Source organism: Paenibacillus sp. MZ03-122A (genome assembly GCF_024213325.1).
Taxonomy (GTDB): domain Bacteria; phylum Bacillota; class Bacilli; order Paenibacillales; family Paenibacillaceae; genus Paenibacillus; species Paenibacillus polymyxa_B.
Map to the genome: position 1 here is coordinate 383,290 of NZ_JANAVI010000002.1, position 21,279 is coordinate 404,568.

Sequence of the window (21,279 nt, forward strand, 5' to 3'; positions counted from 1 at the left end):
AGGAGAAGACATATGAAATGGAAAGAGCCAACGTTTGGTGCAACACCTATGTTGAAAGCTTTAACAACTGCTAATGCACACAGGAAGGCACAGGCATTTGATCTTGCAGCAGAACAGAAAAAGCAAAAACTAAATTACCCCGACTGGGCCCAGACCTGGATGCGTAAATACAAAGAAGATTGGTATATTGCTCAAGCCAATGGTGACGAGGTTGGTATGCGTAAAGCGCAAAAGCTGGCAGAGGGGCTGCGAAGCAAATTACGTGAAATGGCTAAGTTCCCCAAATGGGCTCAAGAGCAAATGCAAAAAGAAACCGTTCGTTGGATGACTGCGGAGGCAAGCGGAGATATCAGGGAAAGACTGGCTGCTGAGAAAGCGGGACGAGCTATTCGCGAGAAGCTAGGTTTGATCGATACGAGTACTAAAGTACCACCGGAAGTACCCGTTACCACCGAATCGAAAGATGAACCTACAAAAACGAACGTAAAGACTCCGGCTGGAAAATGGATACCTGCTGAATTCCAGTATAACGGTAGTTCTGAAGCTGAGAAATATTTCAAAAAGCGTTCAAAAAAATTTATTAAACAAAAATGGAATCAGGAAAAGCTGCACAGTTTGTGGGAAGCTACAAAAAGCATACAAGAAACGTATCATATTCAGATTGATCCACGTCTTTTGTTAGCTATTATTATTCAGGAAGGGACGGGAAGCTTTAATACGAGTAGTACAAATCGAGCAGCCGATGGTCAGCATGGTGTCGAGACTAATTATGCAAAGGATTTGGTGAAGGCACATAATTTAATATTTGGTAAAATGTTGGGATACATTTACTATGGTGAGGAATTTAGACAAGTTGTAGTTAAAAACAACAACTTGGAGGGGATTAAAGGTAAAGGTGATATATATCAATACTGCAATTGGATAACTCCGATTGTAAGAATGAATTCGAAGAGAGTAGATTGTGGGCCGTATGCTGGTCATGGTACATGGGGTGAAGATGTAAAATCCATTTATAACAAACTAAGTAATAAAGAGGCCGATAATTATGACTTATATCTATCAAATATTAGTAAAGACACAGCTCAAAATATTGCTAGCTCAGAAGGTATAAAACTTCCTGCTATTACCTTCAAGGCACTCCGAAATGCTCAAGATAGTGGTGGTAATGAGATTAAAAAGTGGACGGTAACGGGCGAACGATAAGCTAAAATTCGAAAAGAGGAAAAGAAGTGTACAAGCCAAGTTACGGTTATTTTATTATATTGATTTTTTTGGCTTTAGGAGTAACCGCATGTAGTCTTTCAGATATCAATACTTATGACAATGGGAAAACAGCTACTGCTAAAGCTAAGCAAGAAAGCTCTAGCTACTATCCAGAGAAAGGAACAGACAAAGCCAAAAATGTTGTATCTGCCGATCCAAAGCCCCTTCAGGATGAGGACTTCACAATATCATATCGGTCGCACAAAATTGATAGGAATACGGATATTAAAGAACTTATCCATAAGTGGGGTTACAGTGAGGGATACGATAGCTTCAATCGAGGATATATTAGTGGGAATGGAACCTACCGAAGATGGAACTTATCTTATCCTAACTATGAAGATTCAGAAATTCGATTTGTAGTTCTATCTAAGATCGAATTTGAAGGGGAGGAACTGGTGGATGGTGAAAGCTATTTAGTAGCCGTGAGTTTGGAGAATCCCAAGTTTAAAACAAAAAGAGGCTTGAAGATCGGTGATACCCTTGGCAAAGTACTACAGCTCTATGGCAAACCGAGTACTGTAACAAATGGGAGTCTGCTTTATTCCAAGAATGGCTTACATTTGAGGATTCAGTGGGATACTAAAACAGAGAAAGTAGATAATATTTTTATCGAATATAACATGGAGAAATCCGTAAAGCAGCAACGTAGTGCTGATTATGTAGAAGAGGATGCTCAGCCCGACCCTGATCTAGAACCATATACTATTCAAAGGGAACAATCATTTACCACCACTCTTAATGGATGGGGAGATGTAAAGTTTATATCCACTTTAAAAGATGAGGATACGAATGATCTGATACACGCAAAGTTTTTTTTGGAAGTTAACAATGACAAAAATGTGGAAAACAAGATCTTGTACGAATTCCCCGAATTTTATGGTAACAAAGGTAGAATGATCGACAGGATCAAAGCAGTAAGTTTTAAGGATTTGAATCAGGATGGACGTACAGATATTGTTATTATTGCTGATTATATCACCGGAGTTAATGCACACGGAATAGAGACTCTACCTGTCGCGGGAATTTACTTTCAGAAAAAGGACAAAACGTACACTACCCTGCCTGAGTTGGATAAGAGTATCAATCAAACTGGACATAACCGAACACTTCAAAATGTCATTCAATACGTAAGCAAACAACGTATAAACATGTAATGAATAATGTAAGAGAGGAGTTTTTTGAAATCAACTTTATAAAACAAAATAAAATACTATTTTTAATATTGTTATTTAGTCTGCTATTGAATGGATGTTCTGAAAAGCCTACGAATGAGAAGCAGCAAGCAGTTGATTCCACCAAACCTAGCACTCAAGTGATAGAGCAAAAAGTTGTGACTGAACCAGGGTCTGCTGCTCAAGAACAAGGTCGAAATAGCAATACTGTGAATCCGATAAATAAAAGAAATGGAAATTCCGACGCAGATTCTGACACATTAGATCAGTTTATAAAGAAAATCCAACCTCAAAATGAGCAGCTTCAGAAAATATTAAAAGAAGATTTGGACCATGATGGAAAGCCGGAATACGTGCTTGCTTTTGGGTTAGAAAAAGGGGTGATTGACAACGTATTTGTAGTCCGGGAGGAAGCTGGCTATCACATCATTGGTAAATTAGAGGACCCAATTATAGTTGCACATCTTAATACAGACATGAAGATCATGAAGCTGGGTCAAACAGAACAAAAGTTTATCGTAGTATATTCCACTAGCGAAGTGAATGAGACAGAAGGTTTCTCTATTTTTGCTTTGGATCATAATCGAATTAACAATCTGAATTACAATTATCCAGAAGCAACAGGGCAAGGAAGCAGGAAGCTAGAGGATATTAATAAAGATGGTGTTTTTGAGGATGTGAGTTATTACAGTTTTCAGGATACTCAACAACATACGATAATAACATATCATAAATTCGACAGCACCGGACCCGAAAAAACAAAAGTCCTATATGAAAATAAGAATAAAAAATTTGTATATCCCACGGTTCCTAAAGATATTATCCAAAATTATTTGGAAGATTATTATCTTATGAATCGCTTCTTGATACACTTGCCTGAAATGGCGGAATTCACTGCGTTGTCAGCAAGTCCGAAAAATCATTTTGAAGATATCATAGATTTTTCCGCTATGGACTATACAGGATTAGACTTGAATGTAAAAGAGATTGCTTATGAGGCTAATCAGCGGGTGTTTTTGGTAAAGAGTAGCTCAGAAGAAGAGGAATCAAACCAAGGACTTCTATTTACATTAGAAAAGCAATCAGGCAAGTGGAAGATTATGAGTATAGAGATGAATGATAAATTGTAGAAAGTGTGATATCCAGCATGAATTACTTGAAGTACGGGCGAGCTTCTTGCGTCCTGTTATTACTCATTTCCTGTGTAGTGCTGAATGGGTGCATGAAGGGACAGGATTCTCCAGCAACTGAAACAACTCATGCACTTTCTCTCCAAAATGACGATAAAACGATTACCTATTCGAAAAAGCTGGACACGTTAGTGAAAAAACTCCATATAGTCAACGATGAAAATAAGGATTCTGATACCAGACAAAATAAGCTTGAGGAGTTCATACAGGAACTTAATTCGTTGTTAAACGAGCCTGAAAGTGTAGAGATGAAGGATGAAGAATTAGTAGAAAAGTTCGAGAATAATCTCATTATCTTAACAAAATCGTTTCCGTTAAAAAGCGGGCAGCTAAACGTTAGGGTTATGAATTATAGAGCACCTAAAACGGTGACAGGTACGATCGGAGATAAATACACATTTATTCAGTGGTGGAGTACGAAACGACTTGTACATGCCCAGATGATTGAGGATGGCGGGCCAGAATTGACTACAGACTTCGTGGTTCGGGATTCAGACAAGGGAATACAGCTGTGGTTAGGGGGATATGTCTCCATATATCATCCAGACCCCGTATTTGTTGATTTGTGGGAGTTGTCTGGACAAAAGTGGACGGAGAAAGGCATAAATGTAGGTAAGATGAAGCTCCCGGATGCGTGGGAATTGAACAAGGATATGAATGAGCCCATTATTTTAGAGAGTCGACAACATAATAGCATAGGTATCGAGGTTTTAGACCACGGCGATGGTTTCTTCATAAACAGTGATGATTCTGAACAGAACCTTATCATTGAGTTCTCCAAAAGTGGAGAAGTCCGTATTGATTCCGAATATAGCAACGCCTTGAATACTCATAGTGAACGGCAAAGCTATGAACTCATTCAAGAGGAATATTCAAAAAATGGGATCGTGATTAAATACCCTCAAATTATAAAACTCAAGGATATTGCAAAGCAGAAATCTTTAAACAAAATTCTTAAGGCTGATGCTTTAGAAGGATTACAAAACTATGCGGATTCCAATTCTGGAGTCCATGTCGAAATTGATTATGAGATCAAACGACAGAGTGAACGATTCTTGAGCGTTCAATATACGGGTATTCGTTATGTGAAGGACGCAGCCTATCCTAGTCATATGTTTTATACGACGAACCTGGATATGAAGCAGGCTTCAAGAATAAAATTGAGGGATCTGGTAAAGGTCGAGAAATCTTTTATTGAGCTTATAAAAAGCGGGAAGATTACAGCTGTTCAGCCGGAGCAACAAGGGTTAATTGGTGATTTCACAAAAGATGATTTGATTCAATTGTTAACAAATGCGGATGTAACCAAAGGTTCGCCTGCGGAAGCAGAAATGGAATCGTTTAGTTATCTCACAAATGATTCGTTGGGGATGAGTGTACCTATGGCACATGTGGTAGGGGACCATGCGGAGTATGAAATTCGTTTTGCACAAATTCCAGAGAATATTAGGCAAAATGAGGAACTATGGAGTGAGTTAAGTTCTGTTGAGGATCAGTCTGTTTCCACAGTTGGCGGTGAAAAGTTGAATACTGACCAATATGAAATTGAAGAGTCGCAGTCTTTTCAAACTACTTTCGAAGGCTTTGGGAAAGTACGGTTTGTATCGACATATGGGTATACGGAAGGTTTTCGTAAATTCTTTTTCTTCCTATTGGATGACCAAGGACATATTCTGTATCCATTCCCCGATTTCTACGGGAACCGTGAGTGGGTTGCACGTTACGGAGGAGTAGAAGCAGTGGCCTTCAAGGATGTGAATAAGGATGGATTGAAGGATGTTATCATCATTGCCGATGTTGACAACGGGATTCATGGATCTGGTAGAGTTGATGAATTCTCTATAGCGGACATATATTTTCAGAAAAAAAATAAAACTTTTACCACGATTCCTACATTAGATGAGGCTCTTAACGATCAGGCACATAATCAAACCATTAAAGATGTCGTTCAATACGTTAGCAAACAACGGATAAACGTAAACTAACCGACATAGAGGAGCGGTAACATGGGATATCCAATCATAAAGTATAACGGAACGGTTTTATCTCTTAAAAATCCGAAAGTTAAAGTTGTACAGAAAATGAATGAGCATGTGAAAGTCTTTTTGACAGGTGTGTTAACGGGTGCTCAAATGGAAGAGTATACAGATCATATGGAAGCAGGGGCGAAGTTAGTTGTTTCTTATATGAATGACGATCATAAACAGATTGTGCTATTTCGAGGGCCAGTCACGCAGTTCAGAATCAAGATGGTATCCAATGTAGCTCATTTAGTTGTCGAAGCTCTATCTTATACATGCCAGATGGATGAAATACCTCATAGACAATCTTTTCAAAATGTAAAGATGAAGGTGCAGGCATTACTTGAACATGTGCTCAAATCCTATCCCAAAGCCAATTGTACGAGCCGCTTAAAAGATCAGCTTCTACAGGAATTTACGATGCAATTCGACGAAACGGACTGGTCATTTCTAAAACGTATAGCGTCTCGGCTTGGTTGGGGACTAATACCTGATCCGATTGGTGAAAAACCTCAGTTTTATTTTGGATTACCGGATGGTGTCAATCAAGGTGAGCTCAAACAGTATAACTACTCGATGACCAGAAAAACCAAGCCGGGGGCCAGCAAGGACGACAATCTTTTGTATTATAAAGTGCAGACGACTGGGGCCAAAGATGTCCTGCTGCATATTGGTGCAGAAGTCAAGTTCAAAGGGAAAGCCTTATACGTCCTGCAGTCTGTTGCGTTTATACGACATAGTGCTTTGTGGCATGAATATGTGCTGACTACAGCGGATGGAATGAAACAGGATTTGATTGTAAATGAGGACATTCGGGGCATGTCATTGAAATCTAAGGTCATTGGAATTGAGCAGGATCATGTGAAGGTTTTCTTTTATGAAATGGATAAGGTCAAGCCTAACGTCAAGGAAACCTTCGCTTTTCCAACGGCTACATTTTATACATCGGAAGGGAATACGGGATGGTACTGCATGCCGGAGCTGTTTGATTTTGTAGATATCTACTTTCCGACCTCTACAGAAAAAGACGCTATTGTGACCCACTCGATCCGAAAGAGATCCAAAGGCGGTGACTTTATTCAGGACCCGTCGACGAAGATCTTTATGACCAAGTACCGCAAATCCATTATATTTGAGAAAAATGAAATTTTAATTACGGGGAACGACGATGAAGTGGTGATTCGACTACTGGATGACCATGGAATTGAACTGCGAAGCAAAAAGGATATTCGTGTAAAAGCCGACGGGAACCTGGTATTCAATGCGGGTAACACAATACAAGTCACCGCGAAAGATGCCATCGGGTTAAAATGTAAAACGAGTTTGGTAGAAATGGATGGTAACATTAAAATGACTGGAGAAAAGATAAAGACGCAATAACTAAAACCACCAAGAGAGGGTAAACCATGGCTAAAGTAACTACAGGAGCAATTGTGAATGAGAAACCACCTACCCAAGAAGATATGATTCAAGAATGGAAACGTAAAATAAGCAAAGGCGAATATCCTTTTATTCATGTAACTAAGCATAGCACCTAAGGTGAATAGCGTTAAATATGACTAACGACGACTGAAAAAGGCTCCTAGGGAGCCTTTTCTGCAATCATGGTTCAATATTCTAGTTCTTTTTAGGATTTCTACTATCGATGAACCAAGCAGGTCCGCTCACACTAAGCACTGCTTTCTTTTTATAATCATAAGCAATAGATATGATTTGGCCTTCATGCCCTTTTATATAGCCACGGAGATATACGGTAGAGTTAACGTAACTGCCAATAAACTCGTTATTTTGGTAAACAAAATCGGCCCTATAGTATTCCTTAATGTACTCTTTTCCAATAGGTATGCCTGTCCGAACGATTTCTTCTTTTTTGGCATTCGATGCGTACTGCATGTAATAGAAAACTCCTACCAGAATGACAAGTGATATAAAGACAAAAAGCCATAGTTGTTTCTTTTTCAAGTTGAAGTATTCTCCTTAAAATTGAGCTAAATATGCTATACGCTTTCTTAGGAATAAGGTGCATTCTTATCTATAACCTTACTATCAATAAACCAATCCGGTCCCGTAACATTGACGATTTCTTTTGAGTCCAAGTCATAGGATATCCTAATTAAGTCTGTATCGTTTCCTTTTATATAGCCGTAAAGATGTACTCTTGCAAAGACACTGTTTTCTTCAATATTGTAATTTTTTAATACGAAATCCGTATTATAGTGAGTTTTAATATATTTGATACTGACAGTAGTAGCAGACTCCACTATCTCTTCCTCTTGAGCGGTAGAAAAACCACAACCGTCCAGAATGGTTAATATTATGATGAGAACTGTGCAACATTTAAGGATTGTGTTCATTTACGCAACATTCCCCTAACATGCTATTTATAATTTAATGTGAACTACAACCAGAATGCAGTGAACAATGAATTGGTTCTTATTTTTGTTGCAAATATCTCTCAGTAACAGGAAGTATTATAATGATACTATTTCCTCATATTTAGGAAAAAATCATCTGTAATGGGACTAATTATTTGAATACAGACTTGATTTTAGAATGGCGGAACAATCTTATTAGGATTCCTACTGTCGATGAACCAATCCGGTCCAGTCACGTAGAGCACCTCTTTTTTCTTATAGTCGTAATTTATTGAGATTATCTGGCCTTCATGTCCTTTTATGTAGCCACGGAGATATACGGTAGAGTTAACGTAACTACCAATAAAGTCGTTATTTTGGTATATAAATTCAGCATTATAGTATTTCCTAATATAGTCTTGCCCGATAGGTATGCCGGATTGGACGTACTCTTCTTTTTGTACATCCTCCGTATATTGCATGTAATAAAAGATTCCTACAAGGATTGAAACTACTATAAAGATGCTTCCCCAATCCTTTTTCTTCTTCAAGTTGAATTCTTCTCCTTAGTATCTCCTGACTATAAACTCATAACATTACTGCTTTTTATAATAATAGTAGGATAGCTCATTTATTTAATAAAAGGATTAGCTCGGTACAACGTTTAAAAATTGTGTTCATATACGCAAATCTCTTCTAACATACAGTTACAAAGTCCTAATCGTTATTAGGTATGAACCGCGACCAGAAATGCAGTAACCAACGACTTTATACTTATTTTTACTTTCAACTATACCCCAAGTAAATAGGAAGTATTATAATGATTTTACTTCCTTAGATTGGAAAAATGTATTTCCTTATAGAGATTGATCACGGGCGCTTTTTTTTGTGTAATTATTTTAATTTTCAAAATTAGGGATTATTCTTTTTGGGATTCCGACTATCGATGAACCAACCGGGTCCACTCACATCTATGATTTCCTTTTTTTTATAGTCATAGGTGATGGAGACTGTTTGACCCTCATGTCCCTTTATATATCCATAAAGAAAAACCGTAGAGTGAACATAAGGGCCATTGAATTCATAATCTTTCAATATGAAGTCTGCGCTATAGTATTGTTTAATATATTCTTTCCCAAGAGGTAGAGCGACAGTTTGGACAAGTTCTTTTTTTTCTGCATTTGATGTGTACTGTATGTAATAGAAAACTCCTACAAGGATGGAAACCAGGATAAGGGTATAAACCCCGATTTTCTTTTTCATATTATGTTTCTCCTTTTTTGGTAGTAATAGCTTTTTATAACTTTATAATATATAGGTCAATTAAACAAGGTGGGGAAAAGGTGCAATATATCACAGATGAGACTTATTGGCACATAGCAGAAAGAGTATATTTGCGAAGTAATGATGTAAAGGCTTATGAGAGTGAAAGCATACCTGGTTGGAAAGCTGTTAAGTTGGACGAGAAACTATTACATGACACGAATGGTTCTGGATTTGATGCGACCGTTTTTCACAATGAGAATAGCAATCAGGTGATTATAGGATATAGGGGAACTGAACCAGGAGGAAGACCAATATGGAGTAGAGCGATGGACATAGGAACGGATATTAGCGATGTCGTGGGCGGACGAGCAAAAAATTTAAATCAAGTTCACGATTATTATGTAAATAATCAAGAAGAGATAAAAAATTCCCTCCCACAGGTACAAAGTTCATTTCATCAGTATGAGGCCCAGTATCAGGATAATCAATTTACAAAAGCTCAAACACTGTACGACGAAGTGAAGAAGAAGTATCCCGCTGCCGAAATATCTACGACAGGTCATTCTTTAGGCGGTGCAGAAGCAGAATATGTTGCAGTGAAGAATGGTTTATCATCTGTGAGTTTTGCTGCTCCGAGCATTGTACATTTATTGCCTGAAGATCTTCAAAAGAGGGTAAAAGCAGGAGAATTCAAGAAGACTAATGTGGCTTTTGCCCATCCCGGAGATAGCGTTGGTGGGGGAGCCACTAAGGCTAACCAACATGTGGGGGAAACGTATCATATTGGGAGTGATTATAAGACTGCCAATGTAGCCAAGTTTACTATTCCTGTTTCAATTCCCTTGGAAAGAAAAACCGAATTGGAAAGACTTTTTCTTGGCCCCAAGTGGACTCCTATTGTTTATGTTCCGATTACATTGCCTATGATACAGCAAGATGCATTCACCAAATTCTATAATTCTGTATTAGGTGGAGAGCACACTCATAGCATGGAAAACTTTACATTTGATGAAAACGGCAATATCAGCAATCCACTGTACACCATGGACGGTCAATTGGTGGAAGGTAACCCACGGGTGCAGGCATACGAGCAGATGCTGGCCGCGCGAGCAGAGCTCAAGGAAGTCATGGGCGATCTGGTTGAACGTTACGGTGGACAAATGGGGGCCTTCGGGCAGTTTGCTGCTAATGCACTGGGAGTGAATATCCTGGAAGTAGGAGAACAGAATGGTCGCTCCAATGGCGGTGCATATTTTGTAGGCAACAAAAATGGGGGCACAATTCAATTAACACCTGAGGAGCTAAAGCATGCGGCTAACCAGATGCGTTCCAGCCTGCATGGATTTTCTAGCGATACCCGAGCATCCATCCAGTTATTTCAGGCTCATATCGGGACAAGTGAAAGTCAGTCTTTGACCCCAATTGCGCATAGTGCAACGGCAACACTGGATCGGATCAATCGCTGGTATCAGGAATCGATTACAGAGATAGCAGAGTATATAGATCGCAAGGGCCAGGAATTTACGATGGTGGATCAATAAAAAGAGCAGCTGGAAGAACACAACGGGAGGCAAAAGAGATGAGTAGAATATCTTTGAGCCTGGGGGATCTGCGTAGGGCTGTACAGCAATGCGAGCAGCTAAAGCAAAGACTTCAGCATCAGGAGCAGCAGATGAGAAATATATATGGTCGTCTGCAAGACTGGAGGGGCGAATCGGCTGCTGAATTAACACGTAAAATGGAGGTATTTCTCCAAGGAACCACGGTACGAATACAAGAATTGGACGATCATAAAGAGCAGTTGAAACGTTATATTCGCAAAATGGAAGAAGCTGATCGGCGTGAGGAGAGACGTAAACGGGCTGCACAATGGTGATACAGGCAGACTGCAATAGTTAGGAGAACATCATGAAAGATCAAAATGCATTTGTCATTTTACTTATATTGAATATCGTTTATGGCTTAACTCTATTTGCCTATCCGGCCATGCTGATGGTGGTCGTATTTTCTTTCGATGCACCAACAGCTGGAGATTATCTCATCAGTTATATTTTTGCCTATGTCATAATGAGCTACCCGATAGGAGTATTTATTTCATGGAGCTGTTGGTATTTTTATCATCGTTATGCTTTTAAGAAGGCGTATATCATAGCTAACTTTATGCTGCTGTGGCCAGCTACTCTTGTAGTGTCCTCGTGGATTCAATCGGCTTTTTCTTGAAGGGGTTCCCATCTGCCAGTCAGCTACATAACATAAAAAAAACGTACAATCGCTAGGGGACTCCCGCGGGGTACGGTTAAATGCTTTTAAATAAAAACTACATATATAGTAGTAGAAAAAAATATTCTCCCAGAGTGGTGACGATAACGACTTTGTAGTCTACTTTAATTTTCCTGCGGGGAATATAGCAGTGTTCGAAAACTTAAGGGGTAGACGAAAAAGTGTAAAAATGTTGAAAAGCTACAAAGTTCGACATATTGTTCGCTTTTTCGCATCATATGTTATTAGATTAGGGATTTTTGTTTGCTATTTATCGTATATTTATGTATAATCTATCGTGTTGAAAGATTGATTGTACGTAATATGCTGATGAGGGTGGGTTCATGACGCTGCTCGACAGTAACGAAAGCAAGAAGCGGATGTGCCAGATTTACAATGAAGTTTCAAAGGAACTGTTCGGCTTCGGGACCACGCTACTGCGGGCCACCGTTGAGAACAACATTGTTACCTTTGTGGCGAAGCACCGGCGTTCTCCACGCTCGGCGGCATTGGAAGTGGAAGCCCCCGGCTTGAAGCTGGAAGTGGATTTCCGAATGTCCATGCTGTACAAGAAGAGACTTCGCGAGAAGCTGATTGAGGATATGGAGCTCGATATAGAAGCTTTACTGCGTGATTATGATTCAGCAACGCAGTGGGCAATTACGAACATCATACTGAAAGAATCCTAATAAAATTGGATATTCGGCTTTTCGCTTCGGATCTATCTGAGGGGAGAACCTGTTATAACGCGCAGCGGGATCAACTTATTCTTTGTTTACGAAGAAAAGTATTCTTGTATTACAAGAGTACTTTTCTTTTTTGTGTCATAAGGTGTGCATAATAAAAAAATAGGGGGAGTTTCATATGAAAAAATGGTTTAAAGGGTTTATGGCTGTGACCTTGGCATCCGTGGTACTGGCAGGTTGCGGCAGCAATGCTACTGGCGGTCAGACAGATGGAAAAGATGGTTCAGCTGATGGGAAAAAGAAACTAGTTATTTCCACATGGGGCTTTTCCGAGGATTTTTTTAACAAAGAAGTGTACGAGCCTTTTGAAAAAGAACATAACGTTGACATTGTAGTCGAAATTGGAAATAACGCGGAACGGTTGAACAAAATCAGTCAAGGCAGCACAGATGTCGATCTGATTTATCTGTCTGATTATTATGCTCAACAGGGAATCCAACAGGGATTGTTTGAGAAGCTGGATCGCAGCAAGGTGCCGAACCTGAACCAAATTTATGATATTGCCAAAGCGCCGCTGGGTGAGGAGTATGGTCCTGCTTATACGGTCGGGCGTCTCGGTATTGCCTATAATCCGGAGCTGGTGAAAAAGAATGTGACCTCTTGGGCTGACCTGTGGGGAACTGAGTTCAAAGGAAACGTGACTTTGCCGAATATCACGGCGACTGCCGGACCGATGATGGTAGATGCAGCCTCCAAGGTAGCGGGTAGTAAGGAGTTTAATGAAGAACAAGCCTTCGGAAAACTGAAAGAGCTGAGTCCGAATATCGTTAAGTTTTATAGCAAAACGTCCGAGTTCGTGAACATGTTTAGTCAACAAGAAATTGCGGGCGGTCCGATCATGGAAATGTACTTCAAAGATTTGCAGGCGGCTGTGCCAGGAGCGAAATTTGTAGCTCCTAGTGAAGGTGCTTACGCAGTCATGAACACGATTAATGTAGTGAAAGGCTCCGACCAGAAGGAGCTGGCTGAGGAATTTATCAACTGGCAGCTGAGCAAGGAAGTTCAAGAAAAATCCGCCAAGGCGAAGGTTGATTCTCCGGTGAACACGCAGGTGGTACTGTCCGGTGCGGATACAGAAGGAATTACGTACGGTACAGATATAGTGAATAAGTTGACCAAGCTGGATATGAAGTTCGTTAACGATCATATCAAGGCATGGACAGATCGCTGGAACCGGGAAGTAGCACAGTAATGAAAAAGGTTATATTAGATGTAGATACGGGCATTGATGATGCGTTGGGTATTTTACTGGCCGCCAAAAGTGGTCAGTTGGATATCCAAGCGATTACTACAGTATGCGGTAATGTTTCACTTAAACAAGCAACATTGAACACATGCAAAATCCTCGACCTTTTGGATAGACCGGATATTCCGGTTTATCGGGGGGCGGAGGCTCCCTTAATACGTAAAGGTCTGCACGAGCACCGTGTCCATGGAGAAGACGGCATTGGAGGTGCATTGAGTGGAGTAGTCCCAGCGATGTCTGCATCCGAAGGTTTTGCGCCGGATATCATCATTGATACCGTGATGGCTCACCGGGGGGAAGTGACGCTCATTTGCACCGGTCCGCTCACCAATTTGGCACTGGCGCTGCTGAAGTGTCCCGAACTGACGGATCACGTCGATGAGGTCATTTTTATGGGCGGTGTTATTCACGGGTGCGGCAATATTACACCTGTAGCGGAGTACAACATGTATGCTGACCCTGAAGCCGCACGGATCGTATTTCATGCAGGATTTGGTCGGTTGATACAGGTGGGACTGGATGTAACACGGAAGGCTCTGCTGACTGCCGATCATATTGCTCGTCTGTCCCATCCTGCAATTCGTAATTATGTAGCTGAAAGTACGGCTGTTTATACCAAGCGTTATGAAGAACGCAACGGGGTAAAAGCGTGTGCGCTTCATGACCCGCTTGCCGTGGGTGTCGCATTGAATTCGAGGTTAGTAGATACCTCGTCGTTGTATGTCGACGTGGAAACCTCCAGTCGCATATGTGACGGACAAACGGTGGGCGATGTGCAGAACCGCCTCAATCATAGCCCCAATATGAATGTGTGCGAACAGGTGGACAGCGAAGCTTTTTTGGAGCTGTTCATCCAGGTGCTGAATAAGGAATAACATTTCGATAACCGCAAGGAGCTACCCATGAAGAAAACATACTTGTATTGGCTGCTGCTGCCAGGTCTGCTCTTTCTGGCGGTGTTCATGGTCATTCCGATTGTGTTGACGATCGGTTCGACCTTCGTACAGAACAGCTCATTCACCCTAGAAGGCTATCTCCATTTCTTCAAGGACCCTTATTTTCTGAAAATATTGCTGACTACGCTGGAAGTCAGTGTCGTAACGACACTCGTGTGCGTATTACTCGGCTTCCCGACGGCTTATTATATTTCGCAAAAGGCCCCGCGTCGTAAAGGTATTTTGCTTGCGCTGGCTATCTTTCCCTTATTGACGAGTCCAGTGGTGCGGTCATTCAGCTGGATGGTCATTCTGGGTCGCAAGGGGCTGTTAAATAACGTGCTCATCGGTTTAGGACTTGTAGATGAACCGCTGAATATTTTGTACACCCCGGCAGCGATGATTATTGGTCTGGTTCATTTGTTTTTACCACTGATGATTATTTCACTGATTGGTGTGCTCGAAAATATCGACGGTGATCTTGTTCATGCTGCTCAGAGCCTCGGGGCTTCCAGATTCAGCGCATTTCGTAAAATCGTATTTCCGCTGTCTGTGCCGGGTCTGATCATTGGAAGCATTCTCGTTTTCGTAGGTAGCCTGACTGCATATACGACACCAGCACTACTTGGAGGAAAACAGCGGGTTATCGCTACATTTTTGTATCAGAACGCGATGACGCTAAACGACTGGTTTTTAGCTTCTGTTATTGCAACAATTATGATTGTTATTACATTTATCGTGGTCGGTCTCTTAAATAAGGCGGCCCATAAACTCAATCCGAAGGGGTAGGTGGATATGCGGGAGAAACATTACGGACTAGGCTTCTTTAGCCTGCTGGTCTTCATCTTTCTGCTCGGTCCGCTGTTGATCATATCGGTCACTTCTTTCGAGCCGGGCACGGTATTAAAATTTCCTCCGCAGGGCTTTTCTTTGCGCTGGTATGAAAATATTTTTGAAGTGGATTTGTTTATGTCCACATTCAAAACGTCCATTGTCGTCTCTCTGCTAGGCAACATCTTGGCACTGCTGATCGGTATGCCTGCCGCCTATGCACTTAGTCGTTTTTCGTTTCGCGGGAAGGATGCACTGAATGCTTTGTTCCTTTCCCCGTTGCTTATACCGGGTATCGTTCTTGGTTTTACACTGCTGCGCTATTTGATCATTGTTTATCATTTACCAGTATATGCTGGACTATTAATCGGACATACGGTGATTATGTTGCCGTTCATTATTAGAGTCATTGCATCCAGTTTGTCTAACTTTGATTTTGCGATTGAGGAAGCAGCGCTTAGTTTGGGGGCTGGACGGCTGGAAACTTTTTTCAAGGTGGTTCTGCCCAACATCCGCTCAGGTATTATTGCGGCTATCCTGATTGCCTTTCTGGAATCATTCAACAATGTCGACATCTCCGTCTTCATGACAGGACCGGGCTTCAGCACCCTGCCCATTCAAATGCTGACTTACGTCGAAAATTATTTTGACCCGACGATTGCAGCGATTTCGGTTATGCTGATGATTTTGACCGGTATCCTGATGTTCTTGATTGAACGACTGATGGGATTGTCTTACTTCACTAAAAGGTAATGGAGGCTTCAACCTTATGGCACTGCTTACTCTGGATCGCGTATCGGTCGCTTATGACAACCAACTGATCTTGCAGGATTTCGATTTGCAGCTCGAACGGGGGCAATTGCTCTCGTTGCTGGGACCGAGTGGTTGTGGCAAAACGACCACACTTCGTCTCATTGCAGGATTTCTCGAAGCTAAACAAGGAACATTTTTGTTTGGCGATAAGGATTATACTCGGGTTCCGGTGAATAAACGGAACTTCGGCTTTGTATTCCAAAGTTATGCACTCTTCCCGCATTTGTCCGTTTTTGATAATGTTGCCTTTGGTCTGCGGTTACGTAAGGTAAAGGAAGATGATGTGAAACGCCGCGTTATGACCATGCTGGATACGGTTAGCCTAGGGGGATTTGAAAAACGTTTCCCCGGTGAATTGTCAGGCGGACAGCGTCAACGTGTTGCGATTGCGCGAGCGCTTGTGATTGAACCCGATCTGCTGTTGTTTGATGAACCTCTGAGTAACTTGGATGCTAACCTGCGTGTAAATATGCGTGTGGAAATCCGCCGTATTCAACAGGAACTGGGCATCACTACTGTGTATGTATCGCATGATCAGGAGGAATGTTTTTCGATTTCTGACCAGGTTGCGATTATGAATAAGGGGAACATCGAACAATTAGATGCTCCATCGACCATTTTTAAATATCCGACGACCGAATTTGTCGCCCGTTTTATTGGGTTTAATAATTTTCTAAGCTTTGACGAGCGTACTGAAGAAGGGGATCGTATTCGACTGAATACAGACGATCTTTCGTTCGGCGTAGCGCGTAATCAGGGTACCGCCCAACCGGGTGCTCGTCAGGGCGCTATTCGCCCGGATGATTTGGTCATTCGAACAGAAGGCAACGAGACAGGGGAAAATGAGCTTCCCGGTATTATTAAAGTAAGTACTTACCTGGGGCGTAGCTATCAGTATGTGGTAGAAACGGCGAAAGGCAACTTTACGGCTAATCAGGAAATGGATACTCCTTACCTGAGTGGTCAGCGGGTTACCCTACATTTTCCGGCAGATAAAATGGTGCTGGTCCAATAATCAGCGGGTTCGATGAAGGAGATACATCATGCGTGCAGACAAAATGATTTTACAAGTTAAGGTGTATAACAGTTACTACAAGACGTTCGAAGAAGGTAATGTAGCTATACTTGGCGGTAAGTTTATGTATATCGGTCAGCGTGGTCTGGAGTCTTTCGAGGCTGCTGAAATTGTCGAAGGGCACGGGAAATATATGATTCCCGGCCTGATTGACATCCATTTGCATATCGAAAGTACCATGGTGACACCGGCAACCTTTTCCTATGGGCTGATTCGCAATGGGGTAACGACGATTGTACCGGAACCGCACGAAATGGCGAATGTTTTCGGATTGGAAGGCATCCAGGAAATGATGGAAGCCAGCAAAGATTGCGTGGCTGATATGTTCTACGGCATTCCAAGCTCTGTCCCGGCAACGCCGCTCGAAACCTCAGGGGGCGAGATTGGTATTCCCGAGATTGATGCGCTACTGCAAACCGGCGAAATGATCTGCCTGGGTGAAATTATGAACTATGTGGATGTCATTCGTGATCCGGAGAGCAAGACGAATCGCATCTTACGCCATGTTCGTGAGCACTACCCGGAGCTGATCATTGAAGGCCATACGCCGCAGCTGCTTGATCTGGATCTGCATCAGTTGATCTATGCGGGAATAGGCTCGGACCATACTCACCAAAGTATTGAAGGTATGAAGGCGCGGATGGCTGCCGGAATGTTTATTGAAATCCAGGAAAAATCGATGACCCCTGAAGTGATGGACTATCTTATTCAGGAAGATGTGGCACAGCATTTTTGCTTCGTAACGGATGATGTCATGCCAGACTCTTTCGTAGAGCGAGGGCATCTGAACCATATTGTAAGTAAAGCAATCGGAATGGGCATGAAGCCTGAGGATGCTATTTATGCAGCTACGTTTACTCCTGCTGCACGGATGCGAATGCATGACCGCGGAACAATTGCACCGGGAAAAATAGCTGACTTTGTACTGCTGTCCGATCTTGGTCAATTTGATGTGGAGCAAGTCTATAAGGACGGATTCAAGGTATTCGATAAGTTCGAGGAATACCATCAAGCACCGATAAAAAGCCGCTTCCCCGCCCATTTTTATCAAAGTGTGAAGCTCAATCCGCTCACGGAACAGGATTTTACGGTAAAGATGGATGTAGCTGATGGCACACATCAATGTCGTATTATGATGGTCAAGGATGGCTCTACTTTTACGAGCGAACGGATTGCACCTGCACATGTGGAGCAGGGTGAACTGGTATGGGAACATGGTGAACATGGACTCATCGCTACGTTTGAACGGTATGGAAAGAATGGCAACCGTGCTTACGGTTTGATCGGGGGAGATACGATTAAACGTGGGGCAGTGGCAACCACCTATTCGCACGATAACCATAACTTGCTGGTCGTAGGGCATAACAAGCAAGATATGATACTGGCTGCGAATACGGTTCTATCCAGCCAAGGTGGCTTTTGCGTAGTTGAAAATGGCAAGGTGCTGTCCCATTTGCCGTTAACCGTAGGCGGGATTTTAACAGAAGGACCGCTGGAAATGGTTGCAGCCCATGTGAAGGAGCTTCGTTCAGCCTTGCTGTCGCTGGGCTACCGTCATTACAATCCAATCATGTCACTGAGTACGCATTCTTTGCCGGTCAGCCCAGCCTTGAAGATTACCGATCACGGCCTGATTGATGTAAATGCTGGCAAGGTTGTATCCTTAATCGTGCAACCTTCAGAGATGCAAGAATAAAAAAAAGAGCCGACCCTCGTACGGGCCGGCTCTTTTTTTGTTGTGGCTAGGTATGAGGTAGTAGGTTATGGACTTTGCCTACAATACAGATACTTTAGCAGACAAAATTAACATCTTCTTTACTCCTATTGATGTAACCTATGTATAAAAGATAAATAAGTCTTGATTCTGGATATCCTATTGCCTATAGAGTTTGATTTACAATCAATTCACGTAATCTTCATGATTTAAACCGAATTAAGACTTGAAAAACATCGACACAGTGTTATAATTAAAACAGGATTTAGATTAAGTCTAAATTAATTAATAAATATTTATTGGATTCACGCATGGGAATTTGAAGAAAATCAGACACTACTGTTAACGAGTATCCAAGCTTTACACCAACTATATTTTGAATGAAAACGAGAGGGGATTTTAACATGAGTACATTAAATCATACGAACGCACCTACACAAGAGGCTATTCAAGAATTGCACAAGGCATTGAATCGTCAGGTAGCTACCTGGTCTGTATTGTATACGAAACTGCATTATTTCCACTGGTATGTGAAAGGACCTAAATTCTTCACACTGCATGCTAAATTTGAAGAGCTTTACAATGAAGCAACAGCTAATTTAGATACGATTGCTGAACGTTTGTTGGCTATTGGTGGCCGTCCAGCTGCGACCTTGAAGGAGCATTTGCAACTTTCAGCTATTCAGGAGTCTGCAGGTGAGCAGACAGCTGACGATATGGTGAAGTCCGTTGTTGCTGATTTTAAAACCATCACTGTTGAACTGGCTAATGGGATGGAAGCAGCGGAAGCAGCACAGGATAAAGCGACAGAGGATCTTCTTAACGGCTTGAGAGAAGCAATGGATAAACATATCTGGATGCTGAGTGCGTATTTGGGATAATTAATTGGTGTATATTTCCATGTATATGGAGATCAGGTGAACAAGATACACATCCCGTTGGTTCCAGTCTGCCACTGGAGTATAATGACGAGAAGGCGTGGAAGACCACGGGCTCTTGAGTCATGGAGCTGCCGGGATGGGGTGTATGTTATGGAAGTAAAACAACAGCTTTTGCATGAAGCGGAGCAGTTTATATATACATGTTATGAGGAGCTGGGCCGAAGCCGCGATGAAGCGGAAGCCCGGCTTCTTAATATTCGTTACGACATAGAGGCTACGGGAACGTATGATCATACTTACGAAGAGCTGGAGCACGGAGCGCTCATGGCTTGGCGCAATAGCAATCGTTGCATCGGGCGCTTATTTTGGGACAAGCTTTTGGTCAGGGATGCGCGGGGCGCATCAGATGCGACGGAGGTGGTCAGCGAGCTACTGGAGCATATACGCATAGGAACGAATGGCGGTAAAATTAAGCCAACGCTTACTGTATTTCGCGCCTCCAAGCCGGGGGAACCGAATATTCGCATCTGGAACCATCAACTCATTCGTTACGCTGGATATGAAACCGATCAAGGGATCATCGGGGACCCGATCTCGGTGGATTTTACCAATGCTTGTAAAGACATGGGCTGGCAAGGGGCGATGACTCCTTTTGATATATTGCCACTGGTTGTGGAAGCCGGTGGGCAGCCTCCCCAGCTCTTTGATATTCCCAAACATTTGGTAATGGAGGTGCCCATTGAGCATCCAGAACTCTCAAGTATAGCCTCCCTTGGACTACGTTGGTATGCCGTGCCTATGATTTCGGACATGACGCTGGAGATTGGCGGTATCATCTATACAGCGGCTCCCTTTAACGGCTGGTATATGGGAACAGAAATCGGCGCCCGTAATTTTGCGGATACCTTCCGCTATAATATGTTGCCACAGGTGGCTAAGCTGATGGGACTCGATACGACGAGTGAAACAACGCTTTGGCGTGATCGGGCGCTGGTGGAATTGAATATTGCTGTGCTGCATTCTTTTAAAAAAGCGGGAGTCAGCATTGTCGACCACCATACCGCAGCGGCACAATTCAAGCTGTTTGAGGAACGAGAAGCCAAGGCTGGGCGCGCGCTGACAGGCAATTGGACATGGCTGATCCCCCCGCTATCCCCGGCGACAACGCATATTTTTCATAGCTCCTATGATAATCGGCTTGTGAAGCCGAATTTCGGAGTTCAAGAGAAGCCGTATACGTCGAGACAGGCTACTAGTACAGCAACAGACACAGTGCTTCAGCAGAAGCGCCAAGGCTGCCCTTTTCATTCCGGATAACGATGGGAATGACCTAATGGCTGGATTAGGACTCCAGCTTATCCCATGCAACGATAAATAGGGTAGCCAGTGGCCCTATTAATAGGGAGAGCAGAAACCAATTTAGCCCGCTCCGATTTTTGGACTGTGCCAAACCGGCATTAATCAGGGCAAGCGTTCCCCAACCTATATAATAATCTTCTGACATGGTATT

23 protein-coding genes are annotated in these 21,279 nt (G+C 42.3%); 18 read left to right on the forward strand and 5 right to left on the reverse strand.

Annotated elements, in window-relative coordinates; all coding sequences use genetic code 11:
- The first annotated feature begins 12 nt into the window (after positions 1–12).
- From NLX74_RS05690 to NLX74_RS25600, 6 genes are read left to right on the forward strand one after another with little or no spacing between them, the layout of a single operon-like run.
- Entirely contained in the window at positions 13–1,203 is a 1,191-nt protein-coding gene (locus NLX74_RS05690) for a hypothetical protein (protein WP_254328171.1), read from the forward strand.
- 26 nt (positions 1,204–1,229) lie between these two features.
- On the forward strand, positions 1,230–2,420 hold the full coding sequence (locus NLX74_RS05695) for a hypothetical protein (RefSeq protein WP_254328172.1): 1,191 nt from the start codon (positions 1,230–1,232) through the stop codon (positions 2,418–2,420).
- Positions 2,420–3,568, forward strand: coding sequence for a hypothetical protein (locus NLX74_RS05700; RefSeq protein ID WP_254328173.1), 1,149 nt, complete (start codon positions 2,420–2,422; stop codon positions 3,566–3,568). Before NLX74_RS05695 ends, NLX74_RS05700 begins: the two co-directional genes overlap by 1 nt.
- Positions 3,569–3,585: 17 nt before the next feature.
- Complete coding sequence (locus NLX74_RS05705; RefSeq protein WP_254328174.1) at positions 3,586–5,613, forward strand: DUF4163 domain-containing protein; 2,028 nt, start codon at positions 3,586–3,588, stop codon at positions 5,611–5,613.
- A 21-nt stretch (positions 5,614–5,634) separates the two neighbouring features.
- Positions 5,635–7,029 carry a phage late control D family protein gene (locus tag NLX74_RS05710; RefSeq protein ID WP_254328175.1) on the forward strand — a complete coding sequence of 465 codons (1,395 nt, stop codon included), beginning with the start codon at positions 5,635–5,637 and terminating at the stop codon, positions 7,027–7,029.
- Between the two features lie 26 nt (positions 7,030–7,055).
- Positions 7,056–7,187 carry a hypothetical protein gene (locus NLX74_RS25600; protein WP_302055376.1) on the forward strand — a complete coding sequence of 44 codons (132 nt, stop codon included), beginning with the start codon at positions 7,056–7,058 and terminating at the stop codon, positions 7,185–7,187.
- A 79-nt stretch (positions 7,188–7,266) separates the two neighbouring features.
- Here the strand turns inward: NLX74_RS25600 and NLX74_RS05715 are convergent, their stop codons facing one another.
- From NLX74_RS05715 to NLX74_RS05730, 4 genes are all read right to left on the reverse strand, one after another.
- Positions 7,267–7,611, reverse strand: a complete 345-nt coding sequence (locus tag NLX74_RS05715) for a hypothetical protein (protein WP_254328176.1) — start codon at positions 7,609–7,611, stop codon at positions 7,267–7,269.
- 47 nt (positions 7,612–7,658) lie between these two features.
- Positions 7,659–8,003 (reverse strand): hypothetical protein, encoded by a 345-nt coding sequence (locus tag NLX74_RS05720; protein WP_254328177.1) that lies wholly within the window; start codon positions 8,001–8,003, stop codon positions 7,659–7,661.
- A 194-nt stretch (positions 8,004–8,197) separates the two neighbouring features.
- Positions 8,198–8,554 carry a hypothetical protein gene (locus NLX74_RS05725; RefSeq protein WP_235306604.1) on the reverse strand — a complete coding sequence of 119 codons (357 nt, stop codon included), beginning with the start codon at positions 8,552–8,554 and terminating at the stop codon, positions 8,198–8,200.
- A 361-nt stretch (positions 8,555–8,915) separates the two neighbouring features.
- Positions 8,916–9,266, reverse strand: a complete 351-nt coding sequence (locus NLX74_RS05730) for a hypothetical protein (RefSeq protein ID WP_061830507.1) — start codon at positions 9,264–9,266, stop codon at positions 8,916–8,918.
- Positions 9,267–9,346: 80 nt separating this feature from the next.
- Here NLX74_RS05730 and NLX74_RS05735 point away from each other — a divergent pair, with 80 nt between their 5' ends.
- From NLX74_RS05735 to NLX74_RS05790, 12 genes are all read left to right on the forward strand, one after another.
- Positions 9,347–10,810 carry a lipase family protein gene (locus tag NLX74_RS05735; protein WP_254328178.1) on the forward strand — a complete coding sequence of 488 codons (1,464 nt, stop codon included), beginning with the start codon at positions 9,347–9,349 and terminating at the stop codon, positions 10,808–10,810.
- A 38-nt stretch (positions 10,811–10,848) separates the two neighbouring features.
- Entirely contained in the window at positions 10,849–11,145 is a 297-nt protein-coding gene (locus NLX74_RS05740) for a WXG100 family type VII secretion target (RefSeq protein WP_250260184.1), read from the forward strand.
- A 32-nt stretch (positions 11,146–11,177) separates the two neighbouring features.
- Positions 11,178–11,489 carry a hypothetical protein gene (locus NLX74_RS05745; RefSeq protein WP_013312461.1) on the forward strand — a complete coding sequence of 104 codons (312 nt, stop codon included), beginning with the start codon at positions 11,178–11,180 and terminating at the stop codon, positions 11,487–11,489.
- A 383-nt stretch (positions 11,490–11,872) separates the two neighbouring features.
- Positions 11,873–12,217, forward strand: coding sequence for a hypothetical protein (locus tag NLX74_RS05750; RefSeq protein WP_013373571.1), 345 nt, complete (start codon positions 11,873–11,875; stop codon positions 12,215–12,217).
- 175 nt (positions 12,218–12,392) lie between these two features.
- On the forward strand, positions 12,393–13,466 hold the full coding sequence (locus NLX74_RS05755; RefSeq protein ID WP_254328179.1) for an ABC transporter substrate-binding protein: 1,074 nt from the start codon (positions 12,393–12,395) through the stop codon (positions 13,464–13,466).
- Positions 13,466–14,395: a nucleoside hydrolase gene (locus tag NLX74_RS05760; protein ID WP_165177918.1), complete on the forward strand. Its 930-nt coding sequence runs from the start codon at positions 13,466–13,468 to the stop codon at positions 14,393–14,395. Before NLX74_RS05755 ends, NLX74_RS05760 begins: the two co-directional genes overlap by 1 nt.
- Before the next feature lie 27 nt (positions 14,396–14,422).
- Entirely contained in the window at positions 14,423–15,244 is an 822-nt protein-coding gene (locus tag NLX74_RS05765; RefSeq protein ID WP_013312457.1) for an ABC transporter permease, read from the forward strand.
- 6 nt (positions 15,245–15,250) lie between these two features.
- Entirely contained in the window at positions 15,251–16,039 is a 789-nt protein-coding gene (locus tag NLX74_RS05770; protein ID WP_013312456.1) for an ABC transporter permease, read from the forward strand.
- 16 nt (positions 16,040–16,055) lie between these two features.
- Entirely contained in the window at positions 16,056–17,114 is a 1,059-nt protein-coding gene (locus NLX74_RS05775; protein ID WP_254328180.1) for an ABC transporter ATP-binding protein, read from the forward strand.
- Positions 17,115–17,142: 28 nt separating this feature from the next.
- Positions 17,143–18,870 (forward strand): adenine deaminase C-terminal domain-containing protein, encoded by a 1,728-nt coding sequence (locus tag NLX74_RS05780; protein WP_254328181.1) that lies wholly within the window; start codon positions 17,143–17,145, stop codon positions 18,868–18,870.
- A 422-nt stretch (positions 18,871–19,292) separates the two neighbouring features.
- Positions 19,293–19,769 (forward strand): Dps family protein, encoded by a 477-nt coding sequence (locus NLX74_RS05785; RefSeq protein WP_023990827.1) that lies wholly within the window; start codon positions 19,293–19,295, stop codon positions 19,767–19,769.
- A gap of 150 nt (positions 19,770–19,919) precedes the next feature.
- The gene (locus NLX74_RS05790) at positions 19,920–21,086 is read left to right on the forward strand and encodes a nitric oxide synthase oxygenase (RefSeq protein WP_254328182.1); all 1,167 of its coding nucleotides are present in this window, start codon (positions 19,920–19,922) and stop codon (positions 21,084–21,086) included.
- 25 nt (positions 21,087–21,111) lie between these two features.
- Here the strand turns inward: NLX74_RS05790 and NLX74_RS05795 are convergent, their stop codons facing one another.
- Positions 21,112–21,273, reverse strand: coding sequence for a hypothetical protein (locus tag NLX74_RS05795; protein WP_013312451.1), 162 nt, complete (start codon positions 21,271–21,273; stop codon positions 21,112–21,114).
- Positions 21,274–21,279 lie beyond the last annotated feature (6 nt).

What these genes read in the sequence shown, in the direction of transcription:
- NLX74_RS05690 (WP_254328171.1), top strand. Translation starts at nt 13, where the DNA reads ATGAAATGGAAAGAGCCAACGTTTGGTGCAACACCTATGTTGAAAGCT.
- NLX74_RS05700 (WP_254328173.1), top strand. Translation starts at nt 2,420, where the DNA reads ATGAATAATGTAAGAGAGGAGTTTTTTGAAATCAACTTTATAAAACAA.
- NLX74_RS05705 (WP_254328174.1), top strand. Translation starts at nt 3,586, where the DNA reads ATGAATTACTTGAAGTACGGGCGAGCTTCTTGCGTCCTGTTATTACTC.
- NLX74_RS05710 (WP_254328175.1), top strand. Translation starts at nt 5,635, where the DNA reads ATGGGATATCCAATCATAAAGTATAACGGAACGGTTTTATCTCTTAAA.
- NLX74_RS25600 (WP_302055376.1), top strand. Translation starts at nt 7,056, where the DNA reads ATGGCTAAAGTAACTACAGGAGCAATTGTGAATGAGAAACCACCTACC.
- NLX74_RS05720 (WP_254328177.1), bottom strand. Translation starts at nt 8,003, where the DNA reads ATGAACACAATCCTTAAATGTTGCACAGTTCTCATCATAATATTAACC.
- NLX74_RS05730 (WP_061830507.1), bottom strand. Translation starts at nt 9,266, where the DNA reads ATGAAAAAGAAAATCGGGGTTTATACCCTTATCCTGGTTTCCATCCTT.
- NLX74_RS05740 (WP_250260184.1), top strand. Translation starts at nt 10,849, where the DNA reads ATGAGTAGAATATCTTTGAGCCTGGGGGATCTGCGTAGGGCTGTACAG.
- NLX74_RS05745 (WP_013312461.1), top strand. Translation starts at nt 11,178, where the DNA reads ATGAAAGATCAAAATGCATTTGTCATTTTACTTATATTGAATATCGTT.
- NLX74_RS05750 (WP_013373571.1), top strand. Translation starts at nt 11,873, where the DNA reads ATGACGCTGCTCGACAGTAACGAAAGCAAGAAGCGGATGTGCCAGATT.
- NLX74_RS05755 (WP_254328179.1), top strand. Translation starts at nt 12,393, where the DNA reads ATGAAAAAATGGTTTAAAGGGTTTATGGCTGTGACCTTGGCATCCGTG.
- NLX74_RS05760 (WP_165177918.1), top strand. Translation starts at nt 13,466, where the DNA reads ATGAAAAAGGTTATATTAGATGTAGATACGGGCATTGATGATGCGTTG.
- NLX74_RS05765 (WP_013312457.1), top strand. Translation starts at nt 14,423, where the DNA reads ATGAAGAAAACATACTTGTATTGGCTGCTGCTGCCAGGTCTGCTCTTT.
- NLX74_RS05770 (WP_013312456.1), top strand. Translation starts at nt 15,251, where the DNA reads ATGCGGGAGAAACATTACGGACTAGGCTTCTTTAGCCTGCTGGTCTTC.
- NLX74_RS05775 (WP_254328180.1), top strand. Translation starts at nt 16,056, where the DNA reads ATGGCACTGCTTACTCTGGATCGCGTATCGGTCGCTTATGACAACCAA.
- NLX74_RS05780 (WP_254328181.1), top strand. Translation starts at nt 17,143, where the DNA reads ATGCGTGCAGACAAAATGATTTTACAAGTTAAGGTGTATAACAGTTAC.
- NLX74_RS05785 (WP_023990827.1), top strand. Translation starts at nt 19,293, where the DNA reads ATGAGTACATTAAATCATACGAACGCACCTACACAAGAGGCTATTCAA.
- NLX74_RS05790 (WP_254328182.1), top strand. Translation starts at nt 19,920, where the DNA reads ATGGAAGTAAAACAACAGCTTTTGCATGAAGCGGAGCAGTTTATATAT.
- NLX74_RS05795 (WP_013312451.1), bottom strand. Translation starts at nt 21,273, where the DNA reads ATGTCAGAAGATTATTATATAGGTTGGGGAACGCTTGCCCTGATTAAT.